Below are 12,908 nucleotides of genomic sequence, written 5' to 3'. Positions count from 1 at the left end.
CGTTCCGGCCCCTCGCGAGCCCGGAGCCGTGCGGCCCGGCACTCCGGGGCGTATTGCGCGATACGACCCGGAAGCTCCCCGACCTTCACCGGCGACCAGCCGCCCCGCCGGAGGCCTGGCCGTCCGCTCCGGCGGCCCGGCCGTCCCTGCGGGGCGGCGCGGTCAGCCGGTGAAGGGAATCCAGGACCGGTCGGCCAAGGTGGTGGCGTCGCTGGCCTTCAGGCCGCTGTCCGACAGGGTCCACAGGGTGTCGCCGACGATCAGGCAGCGCTGGATCGTCGGGGTGGCCGGCGCGAAGCCCTTGGGGCTCTTCTCCTTCGGGTGGGTGATCGTGCCGCGGCTGGTGATCGAGTCGTCGGTGACCTTCAGGACCAGGGCGGCGGTACGGTAGTCGTCGGTGTGGCCGCCCCAGCTGCCGAGCGGCAGCATGGCGAGCCCGGTCGCCGGCCAGTACAGGAAGGCGTGCGGGTCCCACTCGGCCTCCGAGCCGGACTTCTCCTGGTGGAAGCGCGCCAGCCTGGCCGGCTTGGCCGGGTCGCTGACGTCGAACAGGGAGATCTGGGTGCCCAGCGTCCTGCCCTCCTCGCTCGCCTCCTGCCCGACGCCGATCAGCCGCCCGTCGCCGGCGGGGTGCAGATAGGCGGAGAAACCGGTGATCTTCAGCTCGCCGGTGACCTTCGGCGCCGCGGGGTCGCGCAGGTCCAGGGTGTACAGCGGGTCCACCTGGCGGAAGGTCACCAGGTAGCCGACCGGGCCGATGAAGCGCACCGAGTAGATGCGCTCGCCCGCGCCGAGGCCGGTGACCTCGCCGACCTTGGACAGGGTGCCGGCGTCGAGCACGTAGACCGCGCTGGACCTCCTGCCGGTGGCCACGCCCGCCCCGTCGAAGGTGGTGGTGGCGATGCGAAGGTTCCCCTCGTACTCCGACAGCGCGTAGTGGTTGAGCAGGCGACCGGGCACCGCGCCGGAGGCGACGTACTCGGGCACTCCCGCGCCGCTGATGTCGAAGCGGTGCACCTCGGTCTGCTCGGGCGGCTCCGGGGCGGCCGTCGCGTTCGGCGCGCCGCTCGGCGTCCAGGAGGGCGAGGCGGAAGGGGTCGCCGCGCTGGGCGCGGGCGTCGAGGTCAGGGTGGGCGCGGGGCTCGCGTCCGGCGGGGTGGGGGTCATCGTCGCCGTGGGCTTGGGCAGCAGCGAGGGCATCGACGGGTCGTCGCTCGGCTCGATCTTCTCGGCGGGCGGAGTGCTCGGCGGGTCCTTGGGAGCGACCGTCGAGCCGTCCCCGCCGGGCGTTACCGGCGCACCGGTCTGGCCGGGCGCCACGGCCGAGGCGTTCCCGCCGGGTGTCACGGTCGCACCGGTCTGGCCGGGGGCCACGGCGGAGCCGCTCGCGCCGGGTGTCGCGGGCAGGTCGGTCCCGGCCGGGGTGACCGGGGTGGCGGGGGTGAGCGTCGGAGGCGGCGGGGGTGTGTCGTCGATCATGCCGTTCCGGAACCCCCAGCGGGGGTTGCTGGTGACGTACATGCTGGTCGGAGTGGCGTACACGGTGTCGCCGTCGGCGGCCACGCTGATCGGCTCGTCGCCGTCGAACCCGGCCTCCAACTCCACCGTGTGGACGGTCAGCATCGAGGTGCCGGAGTACTGCCGGGGGTGCCTGACCCGTTCACAGGCCACCTTGTGCTTGGTGGTCGCGCGCCTGGGCCCGGTGATCTCCCAGGTGGGCAGCCAGGCGTCGACCGGCGCCGCACGGACGATCTCCTGGTTGCGCCGGATCAGCTCGGCCTCGGGCTCGTCCGGGCCGGGCTGGTGGGTGAAGGCGATCTCCGGCTGGGACCGGACGACGATGCGCACGGTCGAGCCGATCATGCGGGCGTCCACATGGGACCCGGCGGTGGCCATCGACGCGAGGATCTTCATCTCCTTCAGGTCGACCAGTGTGTACTGAGGGCCCGGGCGTGCCGCGGGGCGCATGGCCCTGTCCCCGAACGGCACCATCCCGCCCTCGGTGAACAGCACGAGGGCGCGGTCGCCGTGGACCAGGAGGTTCGCGGGGGCGTAGCCCTTGTCGGCCGGGACGAGCCGCAGGCCGGCGGTGACCTTCCTGGACGCGGCGTCCACGACGCGCAGCACGCCCCGCGCGTAGGTGATGATGCGCTCGCCGTCGGTCTTCACCAGGTCGGGCTCGTCGACGCCCGCCTCGTGCACGTTGGTGGTGGAGTAACCGGGGACGGCGGACTTCGCGTCGGCGGTCATCCGCCCGTCGGCCGACCTGCCGGTGGCGGTGAAGATCTGGCCGGGGCCGATGCCCCAGGGGCCGACGTTCTTGACCGTCGCCTCGCGCAGCCCGGCCAGCATGTCGTCGCAGCCGGTGTAGGCGACCAGGCGGATGGCGCCCAGCGTCGCCGGCGGCACGTCCGGGGAGGCCGTGCGGCTCCCGGCGTCCGTGCACGCCACCACCAGCAGCGCGGTGGCGAGCGCCGCGGCGGCCGTACCGATCGAAGTCCTCATGCCCCTACGACGCACCGGGACGTGGCGCGGTTCAGGATCAGGGACGGGCGGGCGCCGGACGGCCGGTGGGAGCGGGCCGTCGGCGGGCGCGTTCCGGCGGGTAGAGGCGCCGATAGACTGTGGGGACCGCGGCGTCTTTCCTTTGGGGGTCCTTCCGGTGTCTGAGTTCGACACGGTCCTGGTCGTCGACTTCGGCGCGCAGTACGCGCAGCTGATCGCGCGGCGGGTCCGTGAGTGCCACGTGTACTCCGAGATCGTGCCCTCGACGATGCCGGTGAGCGAGATGCTCGCGAAGAACCCGAAGGCGATCATCCTGTCCGGCGGCCCGGCGTCGGTGTACGCCGAGGGCGCGCCCGCGGCGCCGGAGGGCCTGTTCGACACCGGGGTGCCGACGTTCGGCATCTGCTACGGCTTCCAGGAGATGGCCCGGGTCCTCGGCGGCGAGGTGGCGCACACCGGCATCGCCGAGTACGGCGGCACGCCGCTGACCGTGGGCAGCGAGGGCGTGCTGTTCGCCGGGCTGCCCGCCGTCCAGTCGGTCTGGATGTCGCACGGCGACAGCGTCTCCTCCGCCCCCGAGGGCTTCACGGTCACCGCGTGGACGCCCGACACCCCGGTCGCGGCCATGGAGTGCCCCGAGCGGGGCCTGTACGGGGTCCAGTTCCACCCCGAGGTGCTGCACTCCGATCACGGTCAGGCGGTGATGAAGCACTTCCTGGACGCCGCGGGCTGCCGCCCCTCCTGGACCATGCTCAACATCGTCGAGGACGCCGTCGAGGCCGTCCGGCGGCAGGTCGGCCCCGAGGGACGGGCCATCTGCGGCCTGTCGGGCGGGGTCGACTCCGCGGTGGCCGCCGCGATCGTCCAGCGGGCGATCGGCGACCGCCTGACCTGCGTGTTCGTCGACCACGGCCTGCTGCGCAAGGGCGAGGCCGAGCAGGTCGAGCGCGACTTCGTGGCCGCCACCGGGGTGCGGCTGCGGGTGGTGGAGGCCGCCGAGCGGTTCCTGAAGGCGCTGTCCGGGGTGTCCGACCCCGAAGAGAAGCGCAAGATCATCGGTCGCGAGTTCATCCGGGTCTTCGAGGACGAGCAGCGCGCCATCCTCGCCGACGGGCCGGTCGACTTCCTGGTCCAGGGCACGCTGTACCCGGACGTGGTCGAGTCGGGCGGCGGCACCGGCACGGCGAACATCAAGTCGCACCACAACGTGGGCGGTCTGCCCGACGACCTGCGGTTCAGCCTGGTCGAGCCGCTGCGCACCCTTTTCAAGGACGAGGTGCGCCGGGCGGGCGAAGAGCTCGGGCTGCCGCCGGCGATGGTGTGGCGCCAGCCTTTCCCCGGCCCCGGGCTGGGCATTCGCATCGTCGGCGAGGTGACCGAGGACCGCCTGGCGATCCTCCGCGAGGCCGACTCCATCGCCCGCGAGGAGCTGTCGCGAGCGGGTCTCGACCGCGAGATCTGGCAGTGCCCGGTGGTGCTGCTCGCCGACGTGCGCTCGGTCGGCGTCCAGGGCGACGGGCGCACGTACGGGCACCCGGTCGTGCTGCGGCCGGTGACCAGCGAGGACGCCATGACGGCCGACTGGTCGCGCGTGCCGTACGACGTGCTGGCGCGCATCTCCACCCGCATCACCAACGAGGTGCGCGAGGTCAACCGCGTGGTCCTCGACGTGACCAGCAAGCCCCCGGGCACCATCGAGTGGGAGTGACCGGCCACCCGGTCGACATATCGGACAAAGCGGAATGAGTGCCGGAGTTCAGGGTTTGGACGGTCGCTGACCGAGTAAATTCTGGCAAATGCTTACGGCTCAGCCGCGCACCGCGCCGTCCCCCGCCGGTCCGGGTTCCGGGCCGCGCCTGGCATGGCTGGACGCGATCAGAGGCGTGGGCGCGACGGCCGTGCTCCTGGAGCACATGTTCTACCGCTTCCTGCCAGGGCTGCGGCCGGGCTGGTTCAACCTCGGCATGTACGGCGTGCTGGTGTTCTTCCTGGTCAGCGGCTACATCATCCCCGCCTCGCTGGAGCACAGGGGCGATGTCCGTGCGTTCTGGGTCGGCAGGTTCTTCCGGCTCTACCCGCTGTACCTGCTGGTCACCGGGCTGGTGCTGGCGTCGCTGCCCCTGGTGCCGCTGCGGCCGGCCGTGGTGCCCGACGCGGCCACGGCGGCCGCGCACGCCACCATGCTGCTGGACGTGGTCGGCTCGGGCGGCGTCGCCGACACGATGTGGACGCTCTCCTACGAGATGGTCTTCTACCTGCTGGTGACGGTGCTGTTCGTCGCGGGGGTCCACCGCCGCAGCGGCCTGTGCGCCGTGGGGTTCGCCCTCGCGGCGCTGGTCGTCGGGCTGCTGCTGGCGGCTCCCGTCCTCGACCGCGGCCCGGCGGCGTTCGCCGCGCTCGGCGCCTTCGTGGCGGGCCTGGCCTGCGTGCTCGCCCCGTCCGGGTGGGCGCGCCGGGCCGGCGCGGTGCTCCTCGGCGGTCTGGCCGTGACGCTGGTGCTGCTCGGCAGCCGAACCCCGTGGCTCGGGCCGGCGATCCTCGCGGTGATGTTCACCGGCACGGTGATCCACCGCTGGGAGCGCGGGCAGACCGGCGGCCTGCGCGCGGTCGCCGTCGTGACGGCCGTGCTGGCGGCGGTCCCCTTCTTCGCCTTCCCCTCCGGCTGGTGGGCCCACCCGAGGGTGTGGATCACCACGCTCGCGCTGGTCGCGCTGACCTTCGCGGGCGGCATGGCCCTGCGCCGCCGCGCGGTGCCGCGCGCGCTGGTCAGGCTCGGGGTGATCAGCTACTCGGTGTACCTGCTGCACCATCCGCTGCTGAAGCTGTTCCTCGCCGTGTTCGGCGATCCCCGCGAGCGTCCCGTCGGCGTGCAGGCGCTGCTGGCCGTCGCCTTCCTCGTCGTGGTGCTGGCGCTGAGCCGGCTGACCTACCGCTTCGTCGAGCGCCCCATGCAGCGCGCCGGCCGGAGGCTGGCGCGGGCGTGGACGGGCCCGCGCCCGGGCGAAGCGCCCGGTTCCGGGGCATGACGGACTACGGGGGCGAAGGAAAGGAACGCGGTATGGAACCGACGCGGGTTCGCGTCCCGGCCCGGCGGCTGGCGTGGCTGCGCGGCGAGCTGGCCCGCTGGCAGGCGGAGGGCGTCATCGACGCGACCGCCGCCGAGCGCATCGCCGGCCGGTACGTCCCCGGGCGGAGGCTGAGCCTGGAGCGCGTCGTCCTGCTGCTCGGCGGCGGCTTCCTCGGCGTCGGGCTCATCTGGGTCGTGGCGGCCAACCTCGATCAGCTGTCGCCGCTGGCCCGTTTCGCCGGCATCACCGTGGTCTGGCTGGCCGCCGCGGTCCTCGGCGAGGCGCTCGCCGGCCCGGCGGTGAGATCGGCGGCCCGGCTGGTGGCGGTTCTGGCGGCAGGAGGAGTGGTCTTCCAGGCCGCGCAGAGCTTGCAGGTCCCGGCGTACGGCTCCGGCCTGCTGGGCGTCTGGGCGGCGGGCGCACTCGCGTACGCGTACGCGACCCGCGCCGCCGGGCCGCTGCTCGCGGCCCTCGTCCTCGGAGCGTCCTGGTACGGCTGGTGGGCCGGCGAGCAGACCGACTCGGCCGGAGGCGTCGCCGTCTCCCTGACGGCCGCCGGAGCGGCGGCCGTCTCCCTGGCCGTCCTCCACGAACGCCCCCGCACGCGCGCCGGGGCCACCGCCGGACCAGACGGCGCCGGCGGAACTCAGCAGGGCTCCTCCGGCGCCGGCGAAACGCATGACGGCCCCGTCCGTGCCGGCGGGGTCGTGACGGGCGGCCCCGTCCCCGCCGGGATCGTGAGGGACGTCGTCGCGCCGAGTCCCTGGTCCGGGCGGTTCGCGGCGGTCTGGCGGGCGGCGGGGTTCCTGCTGGCGCTGGCCGGACTGTTCGTCGCGGCCTTCCCCGGCGTCTCACAAGGCGAGATGTACGGCGCGCCGGCGCTGTGGGCGGGGCTCACCGCAGCGGCCGTGGCAGCGGGTGCGGCGCTCGTCCTCGGCGGCGCGGGGGATCGGCGCGAGGCGGCCGCGGCGCAGGTCCTCGGTCGCCCGCAGGACCTGCGCGAGATGCTCGCGAGGCGGGTCCTCGGCGGCAGGGGCGACCGGTACGAAGTGCTCGCGGCGCTGGTCATGGTCGTCGCCGCGGCGGGCCTGGTCGCGTGGGCCCCCGGCGACGCCGAGCCGGCGATGGGCGGGTTCACCGCCGCGCAGACCGCGCGGGCCGTGGCGGGCACGCTGGTGTACATCCTCGCGGCGAGCTGGTTCGCGGTCGCGGCGGCCCGGCGGGACGAGACCCACCTCGTGTTGCTCGCCACTGTGGCCTTGGTGGTCTTCGTCACGGCGCAGAGCTTCGCGGTGTTCCAGCCGCTGCTGTCGGGCGCGGCGCTGTTCCTGGCGCTCGGCGTGATCTTCATTGTCACCGGGGCGCTGGTCGAGTACGGGCGCCGGCGGCTGATGGAGGCGACCAGATGAGCGGATCGTCCTCACGGGTCTCCCGGCGCACCGCCGTCATGGTGGCCGCGGCGCTGCTGCTCCAGATGGCGTTGCTGGTCATGGTGCTGCGACCGCAGCTCTCCGCCCGGCTGACCGGGACCGAGTACCGTCTCGCGGCGGGGCCGGTGGACCCGGTCGACCCGTTCAGGGGCGCGTACGTGATGCTGACCTACCCCGGCCTGCCGTCCGCCGAGGGGCAGGCGGCGGGCCGGGTGTACGTGCCACTGGTTCGCGACGGCGCGCTATGGAAGGGGGCCGGCGTCGAGCGGCGGCGCCCGGCCGCCGGCCCGTACCTGGCGTGCCGCACCGGCGGGTACGGGGACCTGCGGTGTGGCATCGACAGCCTGTTCCTGCCCGAGGACAAGGCCCGCCGCGTCGGCTCCGAACTCGCGGCCGACCGCGCCGCGGCCGTGGTGAAGATCGACGACGAGGGCAACGCCGCCCTCATCGACGTGGTCCCCCGATAACGCCGACACGCCCTCCACAACCGTTCGCCAGGTCACCCACCGTAGAGCGGCGCCGTAACCGCCGTCCCCCACCCCGCCGCCCCGGCGCCGGTCACGGGTAGTGGATACCGGGTGGGGAGTGTGGCGCCGGTTTTGCCGGGTGGCGGGGAGGTCGCGGTCTCGTGTTCCGCCGATCCGGCGCCGGTCACGGGTAGTGGATACCGGGTGGGGAGTGTGGCGCCGGTTTTGCCGGGTGGCGGGGAGGTCGCGGTCTCGTGTTCCGCCGATCCGGCGCCGGTCACGGGTCGCGAACGCCCGGAGTGGGGGATCCCGGTCAGCCGGTCATGGGCGCCGGATTGACCGAGACGCCCCGGCTGCTCCGGCTTCCCCTTCGTCATGACCTGTCGGTCTTTTATGGCGCCGAAGCGGTGGGACGGGGTACGGCGATATCGGCGCCCGGGTACGGCGGAGAACCCGTACACCGTCCAAGGTGACGGTGCATGGTCATCGCGCTCGGTGCCTGGTGCTGCGAGGCGTCATTCCTGGTCGACCGGGTGTGCCGGGGTCGGTGGGGGCTGGTCAGTCGAGGCAGAATTCGTTGCCTTCGGGGTCGGTCATCACGATGTGGCCGGCGCCGAGTGGGGGTGTGGGGTCGTGGCGCTGGAGGCGGGTGGCGCCGTGGGAGACCAGCCGCTCGGCCTCCGCCTCCAGGGCGGCCATCCGCGCGTCGCCCTCCAGCCCCGGGGCCGCCCGCACATCGAGGTGCACGCGGTTCTTGGCCTGCTTGCCCTCGGGAACCCGCTGGAAGAACAGCCGCGGCCCGGCGTCGTCGGGATCGACCACCGCCGAGGCGTCGTTGCGGTTCTCGGGCGGCACGCCCATCGCTTCCAGGGCCTGCTCCCATGAGTCGAAGCCCTTGGGCGGGTCCTGCGTCCGGTAGCCCAGGGCCTCGGCCCAGAACGCCGCCAGCGCGGCCGGGTCGGCGCAGTCGAAGGTGATCTGTACGTCGCGGGCCATCTCAGCTCGCCTCCCGGCCGGTCAACTGGTGGGTGTGCAGGTGGAGGTCGCGGAGCAGGCACACCTCGGACAGATGGTGGATCAGCTCGCGGTTGATGTGCAGCACCAGCGTAGCCAGGGACCGGTCGGCGTAGGGTCCCTCCGCCTCGCCGCACGGGCGGGCAAGGCCGGTCTCGCCGAGGGACTCGACCCCGGCCAGCCAGGTGGCGTACTCCGCGTCGAGCTGGGCCAGCGCCGCGGCCGCGGTCGGGGCGTACTCGAAGGACTGGTAGTCGGTGCTCGCCCGGCCGAAGTGCGCGGCGTTGCGCACGGCCAGCACGCCGACGATCACGTGCCCGAGTCGCCAGGCGATCGTCGTGAACGGCGGCGGCTCGGGCATGGGCATCGCGAAGTCGATGGTCATCGCGCCCGACCCCGCCTGGATCGGTGCGGTGCCGGTGCCGCGCGGGCGGACGTTCCAGCAGCCGGGCGCCGGCTCCCAGAAGTACTCGTCATCGGTGAGCCCCTGGAGACGATCGCGCAGCTGCTCGGTCCAGTGCCAGGCGAACTGCTCGCGGAGCAGGGAGTTCCATGTCTGGTCGGTCATGGGACCAACCTCCCGCATATAGCGGACAGGATCGTTCCGCGATCTGTGGAACGATGGACGCGTGACCGTGGAGGCGACGACCGAGCGGGTGCTGCGGCTGCTGGGGCTGCTGCAGCGCCGGCCGTCCTGGACCGCGTCCGAGCTCGCCGCCGAGCTGGAGGTCACCGACCGCTCGGTGCGCCGCGACGTGGAACGGCTGCGCGCGCTCGGCTACCCCGTGCACGCGACGGCGGGCGTCGGCGGCGGCTACCGGCTCGGCGCGGGCACCCGGCTGCCGCCGCTGCTCCTGGACGACGAGGAGGCGATCGCGACGGCGGTGTGCCTGCGGCTGGAGTCGGGGGGCACGGTCGCCGGGGCGGGCGAGGCGGCGCTGCGGGCGCTGGCGAAGCTCGACCAGGTGATGCCGCCCCGGCTGCGCGCCGAGGTGCGGGCGGTGTACGGCGCCACCGCGACCATGGCCGTCCCCGAGGTCGCGATCGACGCCGAGCTGCTGGTGACGCTCGCGCGGGCCTGCCGCGACGCCGTGCGGGTGCGGTTCGGGTACACCGGCCGCGACGGCGGTGAGCGCGAGCGCACGGTCGAACCGGTGCGCATGGTGTCCACCGGCCGCCGCTGGTACCTGATGGCCTGGGACGTCGACCGCGACGACTGGCGCACCTTCCGGCTGGACCGCATGCGCGAGGTGGCGGCCACGACCTGGCGCTTCCGGCCGCGGGAGCATCCGGACCCGGTCGCCTACGTGCAGCGGTCGGTGACCGGGGCGCCGTACCGGTATGTGGCCCGGGTGCGGGTGCACGCCATGCCCGACCAGGTGCGGCGGCTGGTGCCGCCACAGGTGGGGCGGGTCGAGGACGACCGTGACGGGTGGTGCCTGCTCGTCACCGGCGGGGACGACCTCGACCGGCTCGCCCTGCACGTGGCGTGGCTGGGCTTCGAGGTGGAGGTGCTGGAGCCCGTCGAGTTGCGGGAGGCCGCCGCGGCGCTCGCCCGCCGCCTCGCGGCGATGGCCGAGGCGGGCGGCTAGGAGTCGGTCAGTCCCTAGTCGTCGAACTCGCCGTCGCGGACGCCGAGGACGAAGGCGTTCCACTCGCCCGGTGTGAAGCGCAGCACCGTGCCGTTGGGGTCGGCGGGGTTGCGGAGCGCGACCGCGCCGCCCGGCAGATAGGCGATCTCGATGCGGTCGTCGGACGCGCTGCCGGGGGCGCTGAGCCAGGTGACGTCCGAGATGTCCATCGCGTACAGCTCGGCCTTCTCGTGCCCGTCGTTCATCGCCGGCCTGCCTGGGTCGTTGCGGGAGGGGTCACGCGGGCAACGTTAGCAGCCGCCCGCCCTGACGGCCGGTCGGTTGCGACGGCCGCTCGATCGCGGTGACCGGTCGGTTGTGGTGACGGGTAGGTCGCGGCGATCCGCCGGTCGGCGCGGCGGGCCGGCCGGTCAGTTCCAGCCGCCCACGGGGTAGACCTCGCCGGCGGCCAGCGACCTGCCGCGCAGCAGGGCGGTCACCGGGACGACGTGGTAACCCTTCTTCTCCAGTGAGGTGAGGATCTTCGGCATGGCCTTCACCGTCTCGGGCCACACGTCGTGCATGAGGACGACGCGGTCGCGCTTGGCCAGGCCGAGCACCTTCTTGGTGATGGCGGCGGTGTCGCGGAGCTCCCAGTCGCGGCTGGTGCCGTTCCACAGGATCTGCGCCATGCCGAGCTCGGCCGCGATGCCGCCCACCCGCTCGTCGGTGTCGCCGTAGGGCGGGCGCATGAGGTCGGGCGCCCTGCCGGTGAGCTTCTTGATCGCGTCCCGTGGGCGGGTCAGCTCGTCCCTGATGTCGCCGTCGGGCAGGGTGGTCAGGTGCGGGTGGTCGTAGGTGTGGTCGCCGATCTCGTGGCCCTCGCGGGCCATCCTGCGCACGACCGAGGGGTACTTGCCGATCTGGGCGCCGACCAGGAAGAAGGTGACCTTGGTGTGGTGCCGCTTGAGCAGGTCCAGCAGCGTGGAGGTGTAGCGGCCGGGGCCGTCGTCGAAGGTCAGCGCGATGCACTTCACCTTGGCGCAGTTCACCTTGCCGGCGGCCGTGGAAGAGGCGGCGCCCGTGGAGGAGACGGCGCCCGTGGACGAGGCGGTGGCCGTGGAGGAGGCGGCGGCGGCTCTCGCTTGGCCGGTCCGCGCCGGGCCGGAGGCGGCTTGGCCGGTGGACGCCACGGCGGCGGGCGTGGCCGCCAGTGCCATCGTGGTCGCGATCACGGTGGGAATCCATCGCCGCATCGAAAATCCTCCTTGGCTCGGCGCCGCGTCACCCTATCCCAGCCGTACTTATAACCGGATAAGTGGCTCAATATCGGTATGGGTCCGGCACCAGGGGCGGAGCCCCGGGAGAGACGCGATTCGGCTTCGCGCGGCGGACGGCGGAGGGGAAGGTCAAGCCCTCGGAGGCGGTCGCCGGTGGCGGTCAAGAAACCATCTAGAGATCTCATGTTAGTTACAGACGGTGATTTTCGGTGGCTTCGCGTGGCCATGCTGGCAGTCATGAGGCCATATTCGCTCGATGACGTCCTCGCGACGCGCAAACGCAGAGACTCATGGTGGACGGTGTTCATGGTCGACCCGGTGGCCTGCCGGGTGGCACTGTTCGTAGCGAATCACACCGAGATCACCCCGAACGCCCTTACGCGCTTCTCGCTGGTCCTCGGCATGGTCTCCGCAGGCTGCTTCGCCATGGGCCACCTGGTGCTCGGCGCGGTGCTGTTCTATGTGAGCTTCATGATCGACTGCGTTGACGGCAAGATCGCCCGGCTCAAGGGCACCGGGACCCCGTTCGGGCTGTGGCTGGACTACGTCGGCGACCGCATCCGGGTGGTCTGCTGCGCGGCCGGCCTTGCCTACGGGCAGTACGCCGCGACCGGCCGGCTCGCGTTCGTGCTGCTCGGGGCGGGCATCGCCATCTTGGACCTGTTCCGGTACGTCAACGCCCCCCAGATGAAGCGGGTGCGTCAGACGGTGAAGGCGCGCAGGCGCGCAGCCCGCCGCGAGGAGCTGGACGCGGTCCGCGACGCGATGGCCGTGGAGTCGCTGGCGCTGGATCCCGAGTACGACATGCCCTACGCCGCCGCGGCGGCCGCGAACGAGCCGCCGGATCCGTCCGGCTACGACCCCTGTGATCCCTACGACCCGTACGACCAGATGGCCGACCCGGGTTACCGGTTCGAGGACGCGCCGCCCGGGCCGCGCGCGCCCGGACGGTCACCGGGCGAGCACATCGACAGGGCGGACAGCGCAGACAACACGGTGAACGCGGTGAACGCGGACAACGCGGACAACGCCGACCAGCCCACCGAGACCTACAACGGGCCGCTGATCCCCCGCCAGGCGTCCCCGTCCAGCGAGTACGGGCATACCTACCCCTACGACCGCGCGGCCCCCTTCGACCAGGCGTCCTCGCACGACTGGACGGGCCCGCACGGCCACGCGGCCTCCTACGGGCAGGCGGCGCCCGACGGCGCGACCGCCTCCTGGCACGCGGTGGACGCCCGGCAGGTCCCCTCGCCGCCGGAGGGGGAGGAGCCGCCGGCCGGCCTGCGTCAGCGCGTCGGCCTGTGCCTGGCCCGGCACCGCGTGCGCACGCACCTGATGAGCGGCATCGAGTTCCACGCGGCCGTGTTCATCGTCGGCCCGGTGCTCGGGCCCGCGGCGCTGCTGCCCGTCACCACCGGCGCGGGCGCGCTCCTCGTCCTCAACGAGATCTTCCTGGTCTACCGCATGTGGCAGTCCACCCGGGCCCTCGCGGCGGGGGCCGCGCCCCCGCCCGCCGGTCCGGACGACGAACCGCACGTGCGCACCGACCCGTTCTTCACGGGGGTGTAGC

The 12,908-nt window shown here is 73.2% G+C and carries 11 protein-coding genes; 6 read left to right on the top strand and 5 right to left on the bottom strand.

Translation table 11 applies throughout. The features are described 5' to 3' along the window. Positions 1-162 precede the first annotated feature (162 nt). The gene (locus tag ACFQSB_RS10375; protein WP_380825892.1) at positions 163-2,505 is read right to left on the bottom strand and encodes a beta-propeller domain-containing protein; all 2,343 of its coding nucleotides are present in this window, start codon (positions 2,503-2,505) and stop codon (positions 163-165) included. A gap of 142 nt (positions 2,506-2,647) precedes the next feature. Here ACFQSB_RS10375 and guaA point away from each other — a divergent pair, with 142 nt between their 5' ends. The 4 genes from guaA (at position 2,648) to ACFQSB_RS10355 (ending at position 7,470) form a co-directional block, all read left to right on the top strand. Next, complete coding sequence (guaA, locus tag ACFQSB_RS10370) at positions 2,648-4,213, top strand: glutamine-hydrolyzing GMP synthase (protein WP_380825890.1); 1,566 nt, start codon at positions 2,648-2,650, stop codon at positions 4,211-4,213. A gap of 88 nt (positions 4,214-4,301) precedes the next feature. Next, positions 4,302-5,531, top strand: a complete 1,230-nt coding sequence (locus ACFQSB_RS10365) for an acyltransferase family protein (RefSeq protein ID WP_380825889.1) — start codon at positions 4,302-4,304, stop codon at positions 5,529-5,531. A 32-nt stretch (positions 5,532-5,563) separates the two neighbouring features. After that, positions 5,564-6,982, top strand: a complete 1,419-nt coding sequence (locus tag ACFQSB_RS10360) for a DUF2157 domain-containing protein (RefSeq protein ID WP_380825888.1) — start codon at positions 5,564-5,566, stop codon at positions 6,980-6,982. After that, on the top strand, positions 6,979-7,470 hold the full coding sequence (locus ACFQSB_RS10355; RefSeq protein ID WP_380825886.1) for a GDYXXLXY domain-containing protein: 492 nt from the start codon (positions 6,979-6,981) through the stop codon (positions 7,468-7,470). Before ACFQSB_RS10360 ends, ACFQSB_RS10355 begins: the two co-directional genes overlap by 4 nt. A gap of 558 nt (positions 7,471-8,028) precedes the next feature. Here the strand turns inward: ACFQSB_RS10355 and ACFQSB_RS10350 are convergent. Next, positions 8,029-8,466 (bottom strand): VOC family protein, encoded by a 438-nt coding sequence (locus tag ACFQSB_RS10350; protein ID WP_380825881.1) that lies wholly within the window; start codon positions 8,464-8,466, stop codon positions 8,029-8,031. A gap of 1 nt (position 8,467) precedes the next feature. After that, positions 8,468-9,052 (bottom strand): DinB family protein, encoded by a 585-nt coding sequence (locus ACFQSB_RS10345; protein WP_380825880.1) that lies wholly within the window; start codon positions 9,050-9,052, stop codon positions 8,468-8,470. 67 nt (positions 9,053-9,119) lie between these two features. Between ACFQSB_RS10345 and ACFQSB_RS10340 the strand changes: the two genes are divergently transcribed. Beyond that, positions 9,120-10,076, top strand: coding sequence for a helix-turn-helix transcriptional regulator (locus tag ACFQSB_RS10340; RefSeq protein ID WP_380825963.1), 957 nt, complete (start codon positions 9,120-9,122; stop codon positions 10,074-10,076). A gap of 14 nt (positions 10,077-10,090) precedes the next feature. Here the strand turns inward: ACFQSB_RS10340 and ACFQSB_RS10335 are convergent, their stop codons facing one another. Both ACFQSB_RS10335 and ACFQSB_RS10330 read right to left on the bottom strand, forming a co-directional pair. Beyond that, positions 10,091-10,321, bottom strand: a complete 231-nt coding sequence (locus ACFQSB_RS10335; RefSeq protein ID WP_380825878.1) for a DUF397 domain-containing protein — start codon at positions 10,319-10,321, stop codon at positions 10,091-10,093. 165 nt (positions 10,322-10,486) lie between these two features. After that, positions 10,487-11,311: a polysaccharide deacetylase family protein gene (locus tag ACFQSB_RS10330; protein ID WP_380825877.1), complete on the bottom strand. Its 825-nt coding sequence runs from the start codon at positions 11,309-11,311 to the stop codon at positions 10,487-10,489. Positions 11,312-11,572: 261 nt separating this feature from the next. Here ACFQSB_RS10330 and ACFQSB_RS10325 point away from each other — a divergent pair, with 261 nt between their 5' ends. Next, positions 11,573-12,907 (top strand): CDP-alcohol phosphatidyltransferase family protein, encoded by a 1,335-nt coding sequence (locus tag ACFQSB_RS10325; RefSeq protein WP_380825876.1) that lies wholly within the window; start codon positions 11,573-11,575, stop codon positions 12,905-12,907. The last annotated feature ends 1 nt before the right edge of the window (position 12,908 follow it).

The organism is Sphaerisporangium rhizosphaerae, from assembly GCF_042665155.1.
Lineage (GTDB): Bacteria > Actinomycetota > Actinomycetes > Streptosporangiales > Streptosporangiaceae > Sphaerisporangium > Sphaerisporangium rhizosphaerae.
This window is presented reverse-complemented; position numbering and strand designations above follow the sequence as displayed.

What these genes read in the sequence shown, in the direction of transcription:
- ACFQSB_RS10375 (WP_380825892.1), bottom strand. Translation starts at nt 2,505, where the DNA reads ATGAGGACTTCGATCGGTACGGCCGCCGCGGCGCTCGCCACCGCGCTG.
- ACFQSB_RS10365 (WP_380825889.1), top strand. Translation starts at nt 4,302, where the DNA reads ATGCTTACGGCTCAGCCGCGCACCGCGCCGTCCCCCGCCGGTCCGGGT.
- ACFQSB_RS10360 (WP_380825888.1), top strand. Translation starts at nt 5,564, where the DNA reads ATGGAACCGACGCGGGTTCGCGTCCCGGCCCGGCGGCTGGCGTGGCTG.
- ACFQSB_RS10355 (WP_380825886.1), top strand. Translation starts at nt 6,979, where the DNA reads ATGAGCGGATCGTCCTCACGGGTCTCCCGGCGCACCGCCGTCATGGTG.
- ACFQSB_RS10350 (WP_380825881.1), bottom strand. Translation starts at nt 8,466, where the DNA reads ATGGCCCGCGACGTACAGATCACCTTCGACTGCGCCGACCCGGCCGCG.
- ACFQSB_RS10345 (WP_380825880.1), bottom strand. Translation starts at nt 9,052, where the DNA reads ATGACCGACCAGACATGGAACTCCCTGCTCCGCGAGCAGTTCGCCTGG.
- ACFQSB_RS10335 (WP_380825878.1), bottom strand. Translation starts at nt 10,321, where the DNA reads ATGAACGACGGGCACGAGAAGGCCGAGCTGTACGCGATGGACATCTCG.
- ACFQSB_RS10330 (WP_380825877.1), bottom strand. Translation starts at nt 11,311, where the DNA reads ATGCGGCGATGGATTCCCACCGTGATCGCGACCACGATGGCACTGGCG.
- ACFQSB_RS10325 (WP_380825876.1), top strand. Translation starts at nt 11,573, where the DNA reads ATGAGGCCATATTCGCTCGATGACGTCCTCGCGACGCGCAAACGCAGA.